This window comes from Suttonella sp. (assembly GCF_056855035.1).
Genome location: NZ_JBXGGR010000095.1, coordinates 1 through 18489, shown reverse-complemented (window position 1 = coordinate 18489; position 18489 = coordinate 1). Strand labels below are relative to the sequence as shown.

Annotated in this window: 13 protein-coding genes and 2 pseudogenes; 5 read left to right on the top strand and 10 right to left on the bottom strand. The window is 51.6% G+C overall.

What is annotated here, in order from left to right:
- Nucleotides 1–4: 4 nt before the first annotated feature.
- Nucleotides 5–766, bottom strand: coding sequence for a methyltransferase domain-containing protein (locus tag ACJHVI_RS08535; protein ID WP_483184319.1), 762 nt, complete (start codon nucleotides 764–766; stop codon nucleotides 5–7).
- 296 nt (nucleotides 767–1062) lie between these two features.
- On the opposite strand from ACJHVI_RS08535, the gene ACJHVI_RS08530 reads away from it, so the two are divergent.
- Nucleotides 1063–1875 carry a ferritin-like domain-containing protein gene (locus ACJHVI_RS08530; RefSeq protein ID WP_483184318.1) on the top strand — a complete coding sequence of 271 codons (813 nt, stop codon included), beginning with the start codon at nucleotides 1063–1065 and terminating at the stop codon, nucleotides 1873–1875.
- A 78-nt stretch (nucleotides 1876–1953) separates the two neighbouring features.
- Here the strand turns inward: ACJHVI_RS08530 and pyrC are convergent, their stop codons facing one another.
- Both pyrC and ACJHVI_RS08520 read right to left on the bottom strand, forming a co-directional pair.
- Complete coding sequence (pyrC, locus tag ACJHVI_RS08525; protein WP_483184326.1) at nucleotides 1954–2991, bottom strand: dihydroorotase; 1038 nt, start codon at nucleotides 2989–2991, stop codon at nucleotides 1954–1956.
- 70 nt (nucleotides 2992–3061) lie between these two features.
- Nucleotides 3062–4861 (bottom strand): M61 family metallopeptidase, encoded by a 1800-nt coding sequence (locus tag ACJHVI_RS08520; RefSeq protein ID WP_483184317.1) that lies wholly within the window; start codon nucleotides 4859–4861, stop codon nucleotides 3062–3064.
- Nucleotides 4862–4958: 97 nt separating this feature from the next.
- On the opposite strand from ACJHVI_RS08520, the gene ACJHVI_RS08515 reads away from it, so the two are divergent.
- From ACJHVI_RS08515 to ykgO, 3 genes are all read left to right on the top strand, one after another.
- Nucleotides 4959–5270: an ATP-dependent Clp protease adaptor ClpS gene (locus ACJHVI_RS08515; protein WP_483184316.1), complete on the top strand. Its 312-nt coding sequence runs from the start codon at nucleotides 4959–4961 to the stop codon at nucleotides 5268–5270.
- Between the two features lie 13 nt (nucleotides 5271–5283).
- Complete coding sequence (gene clpA, locus ACJHVI_RS08510; RefSeq protein WP_483184315.1) at nucleotides 5284–7575, top strand: ATP-dependent Clp protease ATP-binding subunit ClpA; 2292 nt, start codon at nucleotides 5284–5286, stop codon at nucleotides 7573–7575.
- 328 nt (nucleotides 7576–7903) lie between these two features.
- Complete coding sequence (gene ykgO, locus ACJHVI_RS08505) at nucleotides 7904–8029, top strand: type B 50S ribosomal protein L36 (RefSeq protein ID WP_483184314.1); 126 nt, start codon at nucleotides 7904–7906, stop codon at nucleotides 8027–8029.
- Between the two features lie 38 nt (nucleotides 8030–8067).
- Here the strand turns inward: ykgO and ACJHVI_RS08500 are convergent, their stop codons facing one another.
- The 7 genes and pseudogenes from ACJHVI_RS08500 to ACJHVI_RS08470 form a co-directional block, all read right to left on the bottom strand.
- Nucleotides 8068–9687 (bottom strand): multidrug ABC transporter permease/ATP-binding protein, encoded by a 1620-nt coding sequence (locus tag ACJHVI_RS08500; protein WP_483184313.1) that lies wholly within the window; start codon nucleotides 9685–9687, stop codon nucleotides 8068–8070.
- Nucleotides 9684–10646, bottom strand: a complete 963-nt coding sequence (locus ACJHVI_RS08495) for a hypothetical protein (RefSeq protein ID WP_483184312.1) — start codon at nucleotides 10644–10646, stop codon at nucleotides 9684–9686. The genes ACJHVI_RS08500 and ACJHVI_RS08495 overlap by 4 nt, the downstream gene beginning before the upstream one ends.
- A 77-nt stretch (nucleotides 10647–10723) precedes the next feature.
- Nucleotides 10724–11977, bottom strand: a complete 1254-nt coding sequence (locus ACJHVI_RS08490; RefSeq protein WP_483184311.1) for an FtsX-like permease family protein — start codon at nucleotides 11975–11977, stop codon at nucleotides 10724–10726.
- Entirely contained in the window at nucleotides 11978–12649 is a 672-nt protein-coding gene (locus tag ACJHVI_RS08485; RefSeq protein WP_483184310.1) for an ABC transporter ATP-binding protein, read from the bottom strand. It abuts the gene before it with no gap.
- 9 nt (nucleotides 12650–12658) lie between these two features.
- Nucleotides 12659–13113: pseudogene (locus ACJHVI_RS08480) on the bottom strand (hypothetical protein).
- Nucleotides 13113–14188: pseudogene (locus ACJHVI_RS08475) on the bottom strand (alkaline phosphatase); the annotation flags it as partial. The pseudogenes ACJHVI_RS08480 and ACJHVI_RS08475, both read right to left, overlap by 1 nt.
- A gap of 49 nt (nucleotides 14189–14237) precedes the next feature.
- Entirely contained in the window at nucleotides 14238–14918 is a 681-nt protein-coding gene (locus ACJHVI_RS08470) for an alkaline phosphatase (RefSeq protein WP_483184309.1), read from the bottom strand.
- Between the two features lie 183 nt (nucleotides 14919–15101).
- Here ACJHVI_RS08470 and ACJHVI_RS08465 point away from each other — a divergent pair, with 183 nt between their 5' ends.
- Complete coding sequence (locus ACJHVI_RS08465; RefSeq protein ID WP_483184308.1) at nucleotides 15102–18167, top strand: multidrug efflux RND transporter permease subunit; 3066 nt, start codon at nucleotides 15102–15104, stop codon at nucleotides 18165–18167.
- Nucleotides 18168–18489 lie beyond the last annotated feature (322 nt).

Below are 18489 nucleotides of genomic sequence, written 5' to 3'. Positions count from 1 at the left end.
TGGATTAATCCTTGCGCCACAGGCTGTGAATATAGCGCGCGACAGGCAGAAATTCCGCGCGTTCGGATAGGGCGACTTCATGTGCGATGATGTTTTCCAGCGTATTGGCTTCGCGGTCTTTGGGTTTCATGTAGTCGTAAAAACAGCGGATGCCGCTGATGCTTAGCGCCTGCAATCCCTGTGCGGCGGCTTGAGTCTGTACCCATTGCAACTCGCGCGGATAATCGGGTGTGAGTTTGGCGCGTTTTTTGGCTTTCAGCCCCGCATCGACATAATCGAAATTGCCGAAGACGTGTTGGGTGAATTCCAATGCCAAGCGGTTGTAAAACATAAAGGATAGACAGCCGCCTTTCTTTAATGCCTTGACGCAGGCGGCAAACAGCGCTTCGCCTTGCGCCACCCATTCCAAAACGGCATGACATAACACGAGATCAAATTCGCCGACGGCAAGCTCAGGCGGCAGCGACAAGGCATCGGCTTCCAGACAATGCAATGATAAGTGTGCGGCTTGCGCAGCGGCTTGGGCTTTTGCCAATAAGGGCGGCGATTGATCGATAAGGGTCACTTTATGCCCCAAACCGGCGCACCATAGCGCCATTTGTCCTGCACCGCCGCCGATATCTAGAATCTTCAGCGGCTCTTGATTAAGCAGCGGGGCTAAATCGCGTTGCAAAACAGCAAGGCGGATAGCACCCTTGGGACTGTCGTAAATGGCTTTTAAAAAATGCGTGTCAATGGCGGCAAAATAATTCTCGGCGCGTGGCATGGAGGCTCTCGGTGTTTAAAGCAGGCAGTATAGGCGATTGCGCCTACGCCTTGCCAGAAATAGCCGTTTTTTGCCACTTATCCCTTAACTTCAAGATGAGATTATCTCAAGCGCTTCTCCTGAAAAAGACCGCATCTCTACTTCTCATTTTGACCTTAAGATACTATATAGCTTCTTCAGATTAAAATGAGACGATAAAATTTTCAACATATTGAAAAATATTTCAATATATTGCTTTAAGACATATCATTTTAATCTGAAGAGACTATAAAATGCCTGTTTTTTAGGAGCAAAACATGCAAGCAGATTTATATCAAGCGATTTACCAAGCCTTGATGAGCAAGGACCCTGACGACAAAATCCGCCAAACCTATGCTTTGTATTACGGCTACCGCGACGGTTTATTCGAGCGCAAGCCTTGTACCGTGCAATCGGTGCCGGATGCGGGTCGCCCCGCCAAGCCGGTATTAGTTGCGCCTAAAGATGTGCCGCGCCGCCGCATGGGTAGCAAGGAAGGTTTGCAGGCGATGCTGCATGCCATTGCCCATATTGAATTTAATGCGATGAATTTGTCGCTGGATGCGGCTTACCGCTTTCAGGAAATGCCCGAAGAGTATTACCGCGACTGGATTCGTGTGGCAAAAGAAGAGGCCTACCATTTCAGTTTGATTGTGCAGCGCCTGCAAGAGCTGGGCGCGGATTACGGCGATTTTCCCGCCCATGCCGGCTTATGGGAGGCCTGCGTGGAAACCGAGCATGATGTAATGGTGCGCATGGCATTGGTGCCGCGTGTAATGGAAGCGCGCGGACTGGACGTTACCCCGCAAATCCAAGAAAAATTGCGCCAAGTCGGCGAGGAACGCACCGCCAGATTGCTCGATATTATTTACCGCGACGAACACGGACATGTGGCGATTGGCTCGCATTGGTTCAAATATTGCTGCGAGCTGCGCAATTTGGATTACCGCAGCACCTTTGCCGACTTGCTGACCGGCTATTTGCGCAACAAAATCAAAGGTCCTTTCAATATGCAGGCGCGTTTGCAGGCGGGTTTTGACGATTTGGAAATGGCGATGTTGGAAGAAATCGGCGCGGAAAACGGCGAGTGATGTGAGTGTTTGTTTACGCGATATGCCGCAATATTGCGGCATATGCTGATGATTTATTAAAACGTGCCTATTGTTGAATCAAATCTCCATAGACCATTGCCATTGGCTGCCGCCTTCCAGCGCGACGACTGCGCTGTCTTCCAAATAAGGCAGATGCTCGGGGATGTGCATGGCTTGTTTTTTCAGGACGATTTCGCCGCCGTTATACGGCAGTCCGTAATAATCCGCGCCAAAGCGGCAGGCGAAGTCTTTTAATTTGTCCAGTTTGCCGACGCTGTCAAAGACTTGCGCATAGAGTGCCGGCGCATGCCAAGCGGTGTAGCAGCCCGCGCAGCCGCAGGCGTTTTCTTTCGTGTGTTTGGCATGCGGAGCGCTGTCCGTGCCTAAGAAAAAGCGCGGGTCGCCGCTGGTAGCGGCGTCAATTAGAGCGAGGCGGTCGCTTTCGGTTTTCAGAATCGGCAGGCAGTAGTAATGCGGTTTGACGCCGCCGACAAGCAGACGGTTGCGGTTAAAGAGCAGATGCTGCGGCGTGATGGTGGCGGCGAGATGTTCGCTTTGGCTGCGAACGTATTGCACCGCTTGGGCGGTGGTGATGTGTTCCATCACGATTTTTAAGGCGGGGAAGTTGCGCCGCAGCGGCATGAGTATTCGCTCGATAAAACGGCTTTCGCGGTTGAAGATGTCGATGTCGGCATCGGTAACTTCGCCGTGAATGAGCAGCAGCAGTCCTTCTTTTTGCATGGCTTCCAAGACGGGGGCGAGGCTGTCGACGTTTGCCACGCCTTGCGCAGAATTGGTGGTCGCGCCTTTGGGATACCATTTGATGGCGACGATGCTGGCGGCTTTGGCTTGGCGGACGGTGTCGGGGCTTAAATGTTCGCTGAGATAAAGACTCATCAGCGGCGTAAAATCATGCTCGGGCGGTATGTGGGCGATGATGCGTTCGCGGTAGCTTTGCACGGCGGCGATGCTGTCCACCGCCGGCACGAGATTCGGCATGATGAGAGCGCGCGCGCACCAGCGGCTGGTGTCGGCAACGGTGCGTTTGAGCGCGGCGCCGTCGCGAAAATGCACGTGCATATCGTCAAAGCGCGGCAGGGTAATGCTGGCGGTCATGAGTCCTTCTCCTGTTTGGTTGTCGATTCTGCCGCTTATTATAGTGAATTTGCCGTCGGGCGGCAGGCGTTCAGCGCTTGGCAGAACGTGTCCGCCACCATTGTCTGCGGCGGTCTGTCGCCTCGTTTTCCGCTTGTTCGTCAATGCTGAGCCAAGCGGTATCGTAATTGGCGAGACGGAGTTTCCATGAGTATTCATGGTGCAGCCCGTCGCGCAGAATGTGTATGCTGACGGTTTCGCCGCCGCTGCCGCGCATGAGGCGCCGCCATAGATTCGCCGCATTCGCCTGTTCGCCGCAGACGGCAATAATTTCGTCATTAGCGGCGATGCCTGCTTTTGCCGCCGGGCTGTCGGGGTCATTGAGGCGGACGTAGAATTTGCCTTGCTGTTCTTGCCAGCGGATGCCCGCTTCCGTGACGGCGGTCAGCTGATGATTGCCGATGGCGTTCGTTTCTTGCGGCGGCGCGTAGTATTTCAGGCGTAATCCGAAGGTTTCGGCGGCAAATTCCAAGGGCAGGTAGTCGCATTCATGTATGAGACGGCGGATGAAGTCCGCAAATTCCGCCTGCCGCTCGGGCGGCAATCGGCTTTGTGCGTGGCGGATAAAGTCTGCTTCGTCAATGCCTTGTGCGCGGTATGCCGCCTGTTGCCAGATTTCGGCAAGGCGTTGGTCGAGTCCTTGCCGATCCAAGCTGTAGCGGTGCAGATAGGCGTCGATACACCATGCGGCAAGCGCGCCGTGTATGTAGTAGTTGGTGGAAATATTGGGGGCGTTTTCTCCGCCATTGTAGAGTTTGGTCCACGATTCGAGGCTCGAGCGGGCAAGGGTCTGATAGTGTTGCCCTTGTCTTTGCAGATGGCGGCTGATGTCTTGGCTGAAAAGGCGCAGATATTGCGCTTTGTCGATGGTATTGGCGCGCAGCAGAATGAGGCTGTCGAAATAGGCGGTAAAGCCTTCAAAGAGCCAAAGCATGTCGCTGATGTGTTCGTGTTCAAGTTCATAGCCTTTGGCATAGGCTTTGGGGCGCAGAGATTTGACGTTCCAAGTATGGAAATATTCGTGTGAGAATAAATTAAGTAGCTGAATATAAGATTGTTTATTGCCATGACTAAAGGCTTCGCGGGAAGAAATGAGCAGGGTGCTGCGTTGGTGTTCCAGTCCGCCGTAGCCGTTTTCGGTTAAGAAGAGCAGAAAACTGTAAAACGGCACGTCTTCGGGCAATCCGCCGAATTGGGCGATGGTATTGCGGCAGATGTCGGCAATATCATTGTCGAGCAATTTCAGCGCGATATCGTCTTCTTGTCCGTGATGTCCGCAGACGGCAATTTCATGGCGGATACCGCCGGCTTCAAATTCGCAGCGCAGCAAATCGCGGGCGAACATCAGCGGCGTGTCGATGAGCGTTTGGTAATCCTCGAATCGCCATTGATTATCGGCGCTGGGAATGGCGCCGGCGCTGTGCCAATCGCGTCGGCTTTCATCAGCTTGCCAGATGAGATGATGTTCGGCTTGTTCCGCACCGCGCACGGCAAGGCAGGCGCAGGCAGGGTTTATCATCGCGCGGACGTCGTCTAAATAGCAGCCGCGCACGGAATAATCGCGGGCATAGACCTCGTATTCCACCAGCCAGTCGCCCGCTTCGCCCTGCGCCGACCAAGCGGAAGGATTCTCGAGCTGCCAATCGACGGTTTTACCGTTGTTTTCTACTTTGAGGATATTGAGATAGCGCGAGAAATCGCGGCGCGTGTAGCTGCCGGGAATCCAAATCGGCAAATAGGATTGCAATTTTTCGCCTGCTGAGGCAATCTGCAAACGGATGCGCAGGCGGTGCGCGCTATGAGGCATGAGGCGGTAAATGAGTGCGGACATGAGGATTTCCAAATTGAAAGCTAAGCCGCTATTGTGCGGCTTGATTTTGCCGCTTTCAACCCCATCAAGGCGAGAGCGAAAATAGGACAGGTGAATAATGACGGAGCGGCAGGGCGAATACGGCGCCGATGTGGAATTGGCAAAACCGGAGATTGAAGAACCGCGTTTATACGAGGTGGTGCTACTCAATGATGATTACACGACGATGGACTTTGTGATTGAGGTATTGCGGCGCTTCTTTCAAAAAAACGCGGAGGAAGCGGAGGCGATTATGTTTGCCGTGCATGAAAAAGGCTCGGCGGTGGCGGCGATTTATCCGCTGGAGATTGCCGAAATGCGCAAAGAACAAGTGATTGATTATGCGCGGTCGCATGGGTATCCTTTGATGCTCACGCTGCGTCCGCATTAAGGGGGATTTTATTATGTTATCTAATGCTTTAGAACAGGCGATTGACCGCGCTTACCGTAGCGCGCAGAGTGCACATCACGAATTTTTAACGCTTGAGCATTTATTGCTTGCGCTCTTGGAAGATCAAAGCGTGATTGATGCTCTGCTACATTTGGGCGCGAATTTGAACGAATTGCGCGAGCAGTTGAATCAATATCTGGAAGAACATTGCCCGAAACTGGCGCAGGAAAGCAGCGAAGGCACCAAGCCGACGATGGTTTTCCAAAGAATGATTCAGCGCAGCGTATTGAATGCGCGCAATGCCGGCAAAGACGAAGTGTCATGCCTGAATGCGGTGATTGCAATTATTAGCGAACGCGACAGCTATGCCGCTTTCTTCTTGCGCAAACAAGAAATTACGCGCTTGGATTTGGCGACTTACGCCTCGCACGGCAGCGCGCGTACCGCCGAGCACAACAGCGAAAATGAAGAAGAAGGCAAGCAGGCGCCGCGTCAGTCCGCCGTGCAGGAATTTACCGTGAATTTGAATGAAAAAGCGCGGCAGGGTCGTATCGATCCCTTAATTGGGCGCGATAAAGAAATTGAGCGTACCATGCAAAGCCTGTGCAGACGACGCAAAAACAATCCCATTTTGGTGGGCGAAGCCGGCGTAGGCAAAACTGCGATTGCCGAAGGACTGGCGAAGGCGATTGTGGACGGCAAAGTGCCTGAAATTCTGGCGGATGCCACCGTATTCAGCCTAGATATCGGGAATTTGATTGCCGGCACCAAATACCGTGGCGATTTTGAAAACCGCATCAAAGCCTTATTGAAAGAATTGGCGCAAATTAAGAATGCCATTCTTTTTATTGACGAAATTCATACCATTATCGGCGCCGGCGCGACCAACGGCAGTACGATGGACGCTTCCAATCTCATCAAACCCGCCTTGGCAAACGGCGAATTGCGCTGCATTGGCGCGACCACCGACCAAGAATACCGGCAAATTTTCGAGCAAGACCATGCCTTGGCGCGGCGTTTCCAAAAAGTCGATGTGGCGGAGCCGAGCTTGAGCGATGCGGTGGAAATCCTGCGCGGCTTGCGCAAACGTTACGAAGATTTCCATGCGACGCAATATTTAGACGAAGCCCTTGATGCGGCGGTCAATCTCTCCGATCGCTACATCAATGACCGCTGCCTGCCCGATAAAGCCATCGATTTGATGGACGAGGCGGGGGCAAGGTTGAAATTATTGCCGCAGGAAGAACGCGCCAATGCCATTGATGCCATCATGATTGAGCAATTGGTGGCATCGATTGCTAAAATTCCGGAAAAAAGCGTCTCTCAAGATGATCGTAATCTATTGCGCACCCTTGAGCGCGATTTGAAAACCGTCGTTTTCGGGCAAGACGAAGCGATTACCTCGTTAAGCAATGCGATTAAACTCAGCCGCGCAGGACTACGGGATAAAGAAAAACCTATCGGCAGCTTCTTATTCACCGGCCCGACAGGCGTGGGGAAAACCGAAGTCTGCCGCCAATTAGCGCATGTACTGGGGATAAAATTGCTGCGCTTTGATATGAGCGAATATATGGAAGCGCATACCGTATCGCGTTTAATCGGCGCACCGCCGGGCTATGTCGGCTATGAAAAAGCGGGACTGCTTACGGAAAAAATCCAGAAAAATCCTCATGCCGTACTGCTCTTGGATGAAATCGAAAAAGCGCATCCCGATATTATGAACATTCTTTTGCAAATCATGGATCACGGCACGCTGACCGACGCCAACGGGCGCGAAGTGAATTGCCGCAATCTGATCATCATCATGACCAGCAACGTCGGCGCTTTTGAAATGGAGAAAAACCGCATCGGCTTCGGCAATACGGCGGATAGCCATTTGGCAAAAGGACGCTCGGAAGAAGCGATTAAACGCTATTTCACGCCCGAATTCCGCAATCGTCTGGATGCGATTATTCCCTTTGCACCGCTGTCCAAACAAAGCATCAAGCACGTAGTGGACAAATTCATTATCGAATTGGAACAGCAATTGGAAGACCGCCATATCAGCATCAGCCTCTCTCCCGAAGCGAAAAACTGGCTGGCGGAAAAAGGCTATGACCCCAAAATGGGCGCACGCCCGATGGCGCGCCTCATTCAAAAGCATATCAAGCAAGCCTTGGCGGAAAAAATGCTTTTCGGCGAATTGGCGCAGCATGGCGGTCATGTGGAAGTCTTATTAAAAGACGGCGAATTGCTGCTGGAAACTGAAATCAGCGGCGAATTTACCGACACTTCATTGCTCAATACCAATAGCGAACTGTATTAGAAAGGCATTTATGGTGTGATTCATAACAAAAACGAACGCTATATTTTAAATCTTAGATTAGGGTTCGTGCCTGATTAACACAAATTATGACAAATTATATTGGGCATAAAATCCTAACTTACTAATTTATAGAGATGTAGGTCGGATTCTTGAATCCGACAAATTGATATTTTAAGCAATGTCGGATACAAGTATCTGACCTACAAGAGATTAATTTTGTTATGAATTGATTATATTTGTTGTTTAAACGCCGCTTCGGCGGCGTTCGGCTTGCACAGTCGCGAAAAAAGCATATAATGTTACACTGTTTCAAATAAAGGAGCTCAACATGCAAGTATTATCTTCACTGAAATCGGCTAAAACACGCAGCCGCGATTGCCAAGTCGTACGTCGCCGCGGCAAAATCTTCGTGATTTGCAAATCTAATCCGCGTTTTAAAGCGCGTCAGCGTTAAACGCCGAAACAGGGAAAGCAGCCAAAGGGCTGCTTTTTTTATGCCTTGAATTTACTATCAGAACTTGATTTGCCGTTTTCCATGCTCAAAATGCGGTCGGCATATTGGAAATATCTGTCGTCATGACTAATAGCGATGATGGTATGACCTTGCGCTTTCAGCAGGGGCAGCAGGATTTCGTAAAAATAGCGGCGAAATTGCGGGTCTTGGTCCGCCGCCCATTCGTCAAGCAAGAGAATCGGGCGTTTTTCCAGCACGGCTGAGAGCAGGGCAAGGCGTTTTCTTTGTCCTTGCGAGAGTTTGGCATTGAGCAGCCGTTGCTCTTGGGTCAGGACTTTATTTTCAAGTTGCAGATGCTTCAGCCATTGTTGCAATTGGGTTTCGTCGGCATTCTTTCCGTCGCTGCCCAGCAGTTGTTCAAAGAGATGAAATTCCGTGAAAACGGCGGAGAAGTATTGACGGTAGGCGCTGCGGTTTGCCGCATGGATTTCTATGTCGTCAAGAAAAATCTTGCCGCTGTCAGGGGCATATAGTCCTGTAAGAATGAGAGAAAGCGTAGATTTGCCCGAGCCGTTAGCACCAATCAGAAATAGGGTTTCGCCGCGGCGGATATTAAGATGAATGTTATCAAGGGCGAAGACTTGCCCGCCTTGACTGGGATGCCGATATGAAATGTTTTCCAAGCGAATATGCTGCCAGTCTTCCGGCAGAGCATGCTGTTCGGCAAATGTGTGCTGATAGGGCGCAAGGGATAGGGATTGCAGGGCTTTGACGGCGACTTCGCTTTGCATCAATGCCGGCAGAGCGGAAATAGCGGCGCTTAAAGGCGCACGCATGAATAAAACCGCCATACTGATACTGGCGGCTTCATTTATGCTTGCCCAACCTCGATGCAGGGCAAGATAGAAAATAATGCCTACCGCGGCGAGCATGATGCTGTTGCTCCAATTGGCGGATAAGGCTTGGTAAAGATCGCCTTTGAGATGAAAATGGTGCTTTTTTTCAATCGATTGCAGATATTCTTCTTCGAAAAAACGTTGGGCGCGGCGGCGATTGAGCAGCAGCTCTTTGTGTCCTTCAAGCGCGCTTTGATAGTGACGGTAAATCTCGTCATCGCTGCGGCGCATTTGGCGGAATTGCCGGTGATGACGCAGCAATAAACTGTGGCTGCCTATCATCATCAGCAGCAAGAGCAGGGCGGTAATGGCAAAGAGTTTGAAGGAAAGGCTGATCAGATACAGGCTGCAGGCAAGGGTGAAAAGCAGTCCCTGTGCCATTTCGGGCAGACGCGTGAAGGCAAAGGATAGGCTGCGGATGTCGCCGGAGAGACTGGCAAGGATGCGGGCTTTGCCGGCTTGCTGAATGCGGATTTCCTCGCTGTCTAAGATTTGCTTGACTAAGCGCGTTTGCATTTCATAGATGAAATTTTGCCCCAGTTTGGCGAGTTGATATTGCGCGAAGACCGATAAGGCAAAATAGAGAGCGATAATGGCGATGAATTGCCGGCCGCTATGGGTATGGATGGCTTCTGTTTGGAGCAAAAAGCGGTTGATATAGGAAAGCGTGGCGATGCCCAAGGCGCCGGAGAAGCTGCTTAGAAGCAGCATGAGCAGAAATTGGCGGCGGTATTGTCGGTAAATCAGGACGATGATGCTCATGCGCCGAACCATTCCATTAGCGTATTCGCCACTTCCACCAATCCGATGAGAGAGATAATGGTACCGAAGAGGGCGATTTTGCGGTTGCTTTTTTCCATTTGCTGCAATTGGATTTTTTCGCGCTCCGCCTGTTCTTTTTCGCGGCTTTGCTCTTCTTTGCTTTGGCAATGGCTTAGAATTTGATGGACTTGCGTGATTTGGCGGCTGATTTCCTGATTTTGCGCTTCCAGCTGCAAGCTGTCGCGGATGTCTTCCCAAGCGCTGGCGCTCGGATAGTTATTCAGGCGTATCGGTTGGGCGAAATAAAAACGCGCATTGAAAGTCGCCGCTTCGCGGTATAAAGCGTCCAGTTTTTCAATTTCCTGATTTTTCAGTATTTCCGCCAGAGATTCGCTGATTTGCTGCATAGCAAGGCGATAGGCATGTCCGAGCATGAGCAAGAGGGCGAGGCGGTAATTGTGTTTTCGCGTATTCTCATTGGCGTAGTAGCTGAAAATCATCATGCCGCGCGAGTCGATATAGCGCAGGCTGTTGGATAAGATATTGAGTTCCGAAAAGCTCAGGGTTTTGGAATTGCGGATAAAGAGAGAGGCTTTGCGCAGTAGGGCGGCGCTAGGCGATGTGATGTTCTCCGCCGTTATCGGCGCGTTTTGATCGTGGGCGGCGAAAAATACGCGGCTGATCCATTCCTGCGATTGGCGGCTGTGGGCAAAGAGAAATTTGTCAATCTCTTGCTCTTCTACGGCACCGACGTCCATAAAATCAATCCGCAAATGCTGAGCAAAAGGCGAGCCCTGAAAAAAGCCGACTTCCCATGACGAAGGATTGGCATCGGTGGGGGAAATGGCGGTGGTGTCGAGTAAGATAGGATTGAGTAGTTTGAATTGATTGCCTAAGAATTGAGGCGCGCCGTTAGGGCTTATCGGCTGATGGCTGCGGCTGATAAAGGCGAATTGCATATGTTTTCCTAAGTGAAAAGAAGCATTGTATCTTTTTATAATTCAGATGACACGCGGCTTGGCTCAGAGTATCGGCTTTATTGCGGATGCTGCAAATCGCTCAAGGGGCTGCGGCGGTAGAGCATCAAAGAAGGGATCAGTGCCATGACCATAGCGCCGAGCAGCAGTATGGCGATTAAATAAACGTCTTCTTCGGCAAAGCGGATAAAAAGAGCGAAACCGCTGCGCGCGCTGATGCTTTCGGCAAAATAAGCGGCGGCAAGGTAGCCGAAGGCAATGCCCAGCAGCAGAGCTACAGCAATCATTGCTAACAGGCTCAGCCAGATAAAGAGCAGGATTTTATGCCGCGGCGCGCCGAAAATGCGCCAAGCCGCAATCTGCGGTGCTTGACGGCGCAGATGTAGGGTAATGACCATCAATAATGCCACCGCGACCAGAATTTGTGCGGCGAGTGCGAAGGCGTTTAAGACGGCTTTGCTGTCGCCTAAGAGTCCGTACATGCGTACCAAGACTTCGGTAGGAAAGACGGCTTGGGTTTTTTCATGGCGGCGGTAGAAACTTCTCAGATTATAGGCATCGGCAACGCCTTTGGGTTTGACGACGATGGCGGAAATGCCCAGTTCGCTATGTTCATGTACGTCGCTAAGCGCATTGATGAAGCTGGGCGCGTAATGAATGCTGCCGTCGGTATGGGTATGCGTGCCTAAGGGATGGCTGTCGTGATCGGCATGAATGTCCCAGACCGCCTCTATCGGCACTAATATCGCCTTATCCCAAATGCTGTGGTCTTCGGGCAAAATGCCGACGACGGTGTAGGTGATGTTGTCGTGGCTATGTGCACCTTCGCTGCCGATGTCGCCGTGCATCGGGGAGAAGCTTTGTCCGATGACAAGACCGCTATGCACGCCGACAACCGCTTCAAATGCGCGTTCGATATTGCGTCCTTGCAGATTTTTGCTGCCGTTGCCGTCGATAAAGACTTTGCTGGTGCCGATAATCGGCATACCTTGATAGAAATCGCCGAAGGCCAATGGTGCCGCCCATGCTACTTGCGGATGATTTTGCAGGTCTTTCAATATGTCCGTATCTAATAAGGGCAGGGGCGCGGCTTGCAGATAAACGCCGGATAAGACCAATTGGATTTCGCTGCCTTTGGCGCCGATGAGCAGGTCAAAGCGTTCGGCGGCGCGTGCGCTGCCTTCGCGAAAGGCGCGTTCTTGCAAATTTACCCCTATACTTAAGGCGACGGCGCTGGCAATCAGCAAGATCATTACCAAGCTGCCGAAGAGATGTTTTTTAATATCGAGCAGTAATAATTTAAGGTGCAACATTTAGTTTGTCTCCTGAACGATGCGTCCTTTGTTTAGGATAAGGCTTTGCGGCAATGCCGCCGCTAATCGCTGTTCGTGCGTACTGACGATAAGGCTGCACTGTTCTTGGGCGGCGATTTGCGGCAGGAGCGCGGCAATAATTTGCGCATTGTCTTGATCCAGACTGGCGGTGGGTTCGTCGGCAATGATGATGCGCGGCTTTCCTAAGAGCGCTCGAGCAATCGCGACGCGCTGCATTTCGCCGCGCGAGAGTTTTTCGCAGCAGCGGTGAATATGGGGGAAATTCATGCGTGCTAATAAATCCGCCGCCCGGGTTTTGATAGTCGCCGGCAGCCGCCAATGGCGAAAGCGGTAAGGCAGCAGCACATTTTCTAAGGCGCTTAGTCCCATTGTCAGATAAAAATTCTGCATAATCATGCCGATATTTTGGAATCGCCAATTGTCTTTGGCGCCGGCGGATAAATCGGCAAGATCTTGATCTTCCCATTGCACTTGTCCTTTTTGCAGGGGCAGCAGTCCGCTGATTGCATGTAAAAATGTAGATTTTCCTGCGCCTGAAGCACCCAATACGGCGATTTGCGCTTGCGGGGTGAGCGCGAATGCTTCAATGACGAGAATCGGCTCTTGACGGTCGGGGCTGCAGATAGCCAGATGTTGAACGCGTAATTGCATAAGATGCGCCTATAAGGAAGAAAATTTGGCTTCGCGCAGGCGCAGAAGGCTGACAAAACCCGTTTCGGGATCGGTCCATGAGCCGAATTCTAAGACGCCTTCGACTTGAATGATTTGATTGAATTGCACAAAACTTTGTTTTTGCGCAGATAGACGACCAGAATATCCGGCGGCCAGTCGGCGTCGGAGGAGCAGAAGGGGCAGAGTGCCATCGGCATTTTGGTCAGGACGAAGAATTGCGAGTCGGCTTTGAGCGGCGGTGCCATAAAGCCCTGAATACGCACTTTTTTCCCTGAGAGATTTTTAACTTTGTCACTGAATTCCAAACCCAGTACCGAGATTTTGCCATAGAGTTCGTCGAAATTCAGCATTGTTTTGCCGTAGGCAGGCGAGAGGAAAAAGCCGCACACAAGCAAAAGCGGGAGCCATCCCGCCTTGCCGATATGAAGAAAAACACTGCGCATTATTTAATCGCTAAGGCATCGACGATAATACGAAAGAGATCCGAGTTTTCTATATAGCCGCGAATCGCTTCCGCACCCGGACCTTGCGCTTGGATAACCATATCGTCGACCGAATGCACGCCAGTATCGCTGGTTTTGGGCAGATTGCCTTCGCGAAAGACGGCGCCCGGTACGTTCTTATAAGCTTCATTGGCGACATAAATATTATTTTCTGTTTTAATCGCCGGAAGGTTTCGTAGTGATCGGGGAAGTTATTGAAAAATACCGCCAAGCGTTTGGCGACGTCTAAGCGGTCGGGATAGCCGTCGCCGTCGGCGTCTTGATAATCAGGATAGCCGGCGTGCTGGTATACGCCGACTTTTTCGCGCATGGTTTCGCCTTCTTTGTTATCGTCCACCGTGCCGATGATGCTGATGCCGTGGGTGTGGTCGCCGGTGACCAAAATCAGGGTATCGGGATGGGATTTGGCGAATTCCTGTGCAATGGCTACCGATTGATCAAGCATAATCGTACTCATGATGGCGCGTTCCCAATCCAGAGGATGCGAGGCTTTGTCGATGAGCGCCGATTCCACCATCAGAAAAAATCCGTCTTCGTTTTTGGATAAGACATCAAAGGCGGCTTGGGTCATTTCGGTTAAATCGGGTTGTTCTGGGAATTTGGCGGTGACGCCGTTTTCTTTCAAAAAGCGGCGATCGAGTACGCTGTCCATATTGCCGGTGTGGAAAAGCCCTAATAATTTATCCGTCTGTGGCGGCAGGGCAGTTAATTCTTTGGCGCTGGTGACTAAGTGATAGCCGTCTTTTTGGAATAGTTCGACAAAATTCTTCTCATCTTTGCGCTTGGATCCGGGAATGCTTTGCGGCAGGAAATAAGCCGAACCGCCGCCTAAAATAACCTCCGGTCGTACCTCATAGAGCATTTGCGTAATCTCCGGCTTGTCGGCGCGGCGGCGCGTATGCGCGACGACTGCCGCCGGTGTGGCGTCCTGCAACTCCGAATCGGAGACAATGCCCACCGCCATATTGCTGCGGCGTTTGAGCAATTCGCCTAGGGTTTCCTGCTTGGGGTGATTGAAATTGTCTTCGGAGCGGCTGGCATATAGTCAAAGAATTGAAAAAGTATTACGGATTTGGTTCGCCTTGCCGTACGCTCTGTACTGCCTGCGGCTCGCCGCCTTGTACTACTTTTTCACTTCTCCGACTATAGACGCCTAAGGCATTGACGGCGGATTTATGTCCGGTCATATAGGCGCTCATGGTATTGGCGCTATCGGTAGCGATGGAGTCGGTGCTGGAGGTGCCGATAAAGCCCATATAGGGCAAGCTGTCCATCGCCAATTTGCCATTGGCTTTGCCTTCTGTGACGCCCTGCGACAAAATACGCGCGCCGGTGCGGTGCGCCACCGACAAACCGTCGCCGATAAAGAGAATTACGTTTTTGGCCTTGCGCTCGGCAGGCGTTTCATACACAGACCATTGTACGTCGGCTTGATTGCCTCCCGCTTGTGCTTGAATGCGGTAATCGCCTGCTTGATGCAATGCGGCGCCGCGTATCCATAGCGAAGATACCGCCTTGCCGTCTTCTTGGGCGACAAATTCCCTTGTACCGCCCAATTGCTCGCCGAGCGCTTCGCCGTTGAGCGATATTTGTACGTCTTTTTCCGCGACTTGCTGATCAAATTCGATTTTTACGTCAAACAACGATCCTGCCATAATCGTGGCGCGGTCGATAGGGTAAATCGTATGTGCGGCGGCAGATACGGCGGAAAGGGCGATAAGCGCGGCGAGAGAGGTTTTTTTCATGTCAGTCCTTCATGGTTTTTTTAAAACTGGTCTTACTCTAAGTCTCTTGTGTTACCGCTTTATGACAAATAGTTGAGCATCCGTATAAACGGATGCGGATAAAGCCCTATTTGCTGCCGAATTCGCTTTTTACTCTTGCCTATCAGGTAAAATGCGGCGTTTCTTTTCTTTTTTTGGACGACAATGGCTCAATTTTTTATTCATCGCCCTGTGTTTGCCTGGGTGATTGCGCTGCTGATTATGTTAGCTGGTGGATTAGCTTTGCTGCGTTTGCCACTAGAGCGCTATCCCAATATTGCACCACCGCAGGTATCGGTGGTGGCGCGCTATGCCGGCGCTTCCGCACAGACGGTCAATGATTCGGTTACGCAGGTTATCGAGCAGCAGCTGAAAGGCTTGGACGGCTTGCTGTCGATGAGTTCCAGCGCCGATGCTTCGGGTATTTCGCGCACGACGCTGACTTTTGAGGCGGGTACGAATATCGATGTCGCACAGGTGCAGGTGCAAAATGCGGTATCGCAGTCATTATCGCGTTTGCCGAATGAGGTGCAGACGTGCGGTGTGCGTGTGAATAAGGGCGGTCAGGAAAATTTGGTGACTTGGGTGTTTAGTTCGCCGCGTCCCGAGGTGTCGCGCGTGGCGGTTACGGATTATTTGGCAAGTCAGGTAGTGGATGTACTGGCGCGGATTGACGGCGTAGCGGAGGTTAATTTATACGGCAGCCCGTATGCGATGCGGATTTGGCTGTATCCGGAGCGCTTGGCGGCTTTGCAGTTGATGCCTGCGGATGTGAGCGCGGCTTTGATAGTGCAGAATACGCAGGTGTCGGCAGGACAATTAGGACAGTTGCCGGCGGCAGCGGGGCAGATGCTGAATGTGCCGATTCAGGCACGCGGCAAATTGCAGACGGTGGCGCAGTTTGAAGACGTGATTATCAAAAGCGCCGCCAATGGCGCGGTGGTGCGGCTCAAAGATGTGGCGCGTGTGGAACTGGGTGCGGAAAGCTATGAGGTCGGCAGTCTGTTGGACGGTAAAGCGGCAGGGGCTTTGGGAATTGTGCTGGCGGACGGAGCGAATGCGATGCAGGTAGCGGCGGCGGTGGAGGCGAAAATCCGCGAGCTTGAGCCGAGTTTTCCCTATGATTTGCAGGCGCAGACCGGTCAGGATACTGTGCCTTTCGTGCGCGCTTCGATTGAAGAGGTGGTCAAGACTTTGGCGGAAGCGGTGCTACTGGTTGTGATTGTGATGTTCGTATTTTTGCAGAGTTGGCGCGCGACATTGATTCCCGCCTTAGCCGTACCGGTGGTTTTATTAGGCACTTTCGGCGTCTTGGCGCTGCTGGGTTATTCCGTGAATATGCTGACCATGTTTGCTTTAGTCTTGGCGATTGGCTTGCTGGTCGATGATGCGATTGTGGTGGTGGAGAATGTGGAGCGGTTAATGAATGAACGGAGATTAAGTCCGCTTGCCGCGACCGAAGCCTCGATGCGCGAGATTTCTTCCGCTTTGATTGGCGTGGGCATGGTGCTGTCGGCGGTATTTGTGCCGATGGCGTTTTTCCCCGGTTCGACGGGCGTTATTTACCGCCAGTTTGCAGTAACGATTATTGCGGCGATGGGCTTTTCGGTCTTGGTGGCTTTGACGCTTTCGCCGGCATTGTGTGCGCAATTGCTCAAACCCAATCAAGGCAGTAACAAAGGCATCGGCGCCGGATTTAACCGCGCTTTTCAGCGCTTGATCGCCGCTTATGCGCGTGCTTTGGCGCGTATTTTGGCATGGCGCAAAACGATGTGCTGCGCCTTTCTTTTGCTGCTTGCTACTTGTGTTTATTTGTTTCAGCAATTACCGACCGCTTTTCTGCCACAGGAAGATCAGGGCTTTATTAGCGTCAGCATCAATCTGCCGGTCGGCGCGACCGATGTGCGCACGCAGCAGACAGTCGCGGAATTAACGGCGCTCTTTCTTCAGCAGGAAGAAGTAGAGAACGTACATGCGATTACCGGCATTCGCGGCAATCAAGGCTTTGCCATCATGACCTTGCGCCTCAAACCTTGGCATGAACGCGAAGGGGCGCAACATAGCGCGGCGGCATTGGCGCAGCGTTTGACTGCCGAGCTCCGCCAACGCCGCGATGCCAGAATCTTCGTCAGCCTGCCGCCGGTGGTGCGCGGCTTGGGTGCGGCAAATGAAGTGAGCTTTGTAATTAAAGACATGAACGGCGCAGGATTGGCAGCATTGCTTGCCGCAAAAGATGCGTTTTTAAATGCCGCCGAACAAAGCCCTGTTTTGCGCAGCGCAAGAGCGAATAATCAAGACGTGCGCAGCCAATTGGTAATTGAGATTGACGATTTCAAAGCAGCGGCGCAGCAGATTGAGCCGCAGGCGGTCAATCAACTATTGGCGCAGGCATTTGGCGGCAGTTATGTGAATGATTTTATACATGAAGGACGGGTAAAACGCGTGTATATGCAAGCGGCGGCGGACTATCGTATGCAGCCGCAGGACATCGACGCTTGGCAAGTGCGCAACCGCCAAGGAGACATGATTCCGCTGGCGAGTTTTACGCAACTGCGCTGGGATGAAGCGCCGCCGCAATTGCTGCGTTTTAATGCGGCTTTGGCAGTCGATATGGTGGCGGCGGTCGCCGCAGGACACAGCAGCGGCGATGCCATGCGCGAGGTGGAAAGCATCATGCAGACCTTACCGAGCGGCTTTCTGCATGAATGGACGGGCTCGTCTTTGCAGGAGCAAAAAGCCGGCAGCCAAGCGCCGCTCTTATATCTGCTCTCGATTGTTTTTGTCTTCCTCTGCTTGGCGGCTTTATATGAAAGCTGGCGTGTGCCTTTCGCCGTGATTCTGGCGGCGGCTTTGGGTATTTTGGGCGCATTGCTGTTTACCCGCCTGCGCGGATTGAATAATGACGTTTTTTTCCAAGTCGGCTTATTGACAACCGTCGGTTTGGCGGCAAAAAACGCCATTTTAATCGTGGAATTTGCCGTGCAACTGCATAGGCAGGGCAGGACTTACGCCCAAGCGGCAATTGAAGCGGCGCGTTTGCGTCTGCGCCCGATTGTCATGACATCGCTGGCTTTTGCCTTTGGCGTACTGCCGCTTGCCTTAGGCACAGGAGCAGGAGTGGCAAGCCGCGTGAGCATCGGCACGGCAGTCTTGGGCGGCACGATCGTATCCACCATATTGGGCTTGCTCTTTGTGCCGGTATTTTTTATATGGGTAAGAAAACGTGATTAGAAATATATAGTCAATTCATGTCAAAATTAATCATTTTTCAATCAGGTAAGTCGGATTCAAGAATCCGACTTACCTCTTTATAAATTAGCAGCTTAGATATTTATACCCAACACAATTTGTCATGCGTGTGCTTTCTGGCATAAACGCCTAAGCTAAGGTTAAAAATATAATGTTCGTATTTGTTATGAATTGACTATGTTATTGGGCAAAGGGACATTTTAGGTGCTGTTTTCGAGTTCTTTAGTCCTAAGGGACAAAATAGGTGCTATCTAGCGTTTTTTAAGCAAAATAATCTTTTATAAACTTAACCTTATTCTCCTTT

Coding starts and splice junctions, on each gene's coding strand:
- clpA (WP_483184315.1), top strand. CDS start 5,284: ATGTTATCTAATGCTTTAGAACAGGCGATTGACCGCGCTTACCGTAGC.
- ACJHVI_RS08495 (WP_483184312.1), bottom strand. CDS start 10,646: ATGCAATTCGCCTTTATCAGCCGCAGCCATCAGCCGATAAGCCCTAAC.
- ACJHVI_RS08485 (WP_483184310.1), bottom strand. CDS start 12,649: ATGCAATTACGCGTTCAACATCTGGCTATCTGCAGCCCCGACCGTCAA.
- ACJHVI_RS08500 (WP_483184313.1), bottom strand. CDS start 9,687: ATGAGCATCATCGTCCTGATTTACCGACAATACCGCCGCCAATTTCTG.
- ACJHVI_RS08520 (WP_483184317.1), bottom strand. CDS start 4,861: ATGTCCGCACTCATTTACCGCCTCATGCCTCATAGCGCGCACCGCCTG.
- ACJHVI_RS08465 (WP_483184308.1), top strand. CDS start 15,102: ATGGCTCAATTTTTTATTCATCGCCCTGTGTTTGCCTGGGTGATTGCG.
- ACJHVI_RS08490 (WP_483184311.1), bottom strand. CDS start 11,977: ATGTTGCACCTTAAATTATTACTGCTCGATATTAAAAAACATCTCTTC.
- ACJHVI_RS08530 (WP_483184318.1), top strand. CDS start 1,063: ATGCAAGCAGATTTATATCAAGCGATTTACCAAGCCTTGATGAGCAAG.
- pyrC (WP_483184326.1), bottom strand. CDS start 2,991: ATGACCGCCAGCATTACCCTGCCGCGCTTTGACGATATGCACGTGCAT.
- ACJHVI_RS08535 (WP_483184319.1), bottom strand. CDS start 766: ATGCCACGCGCCGAGAATTATTTTGCCGCCATTGACACGCATTTTTTA.
- ACJHVI_RS08470 (WP_483184309.1), bottom strand. CDS start 14,918: ATGAAAAAAACCTCTCTCGCCGCGCTTATCGCCCTTTCCGCCGTATCT.
- ykgO (WP_483184314.1), top strand. CDS start 7,904: ATGCAAGTATTATCTTCACTGAAATCGGCTAAAACACGCAGCCGCGAT.
- ACJHVI_RS08515 (WP_483184316.1), top strand. CDS start 4,959: ATGACGGAGCGGCAGGGCGAATACGGCGCCGATGTGGAATTGGCAAAA.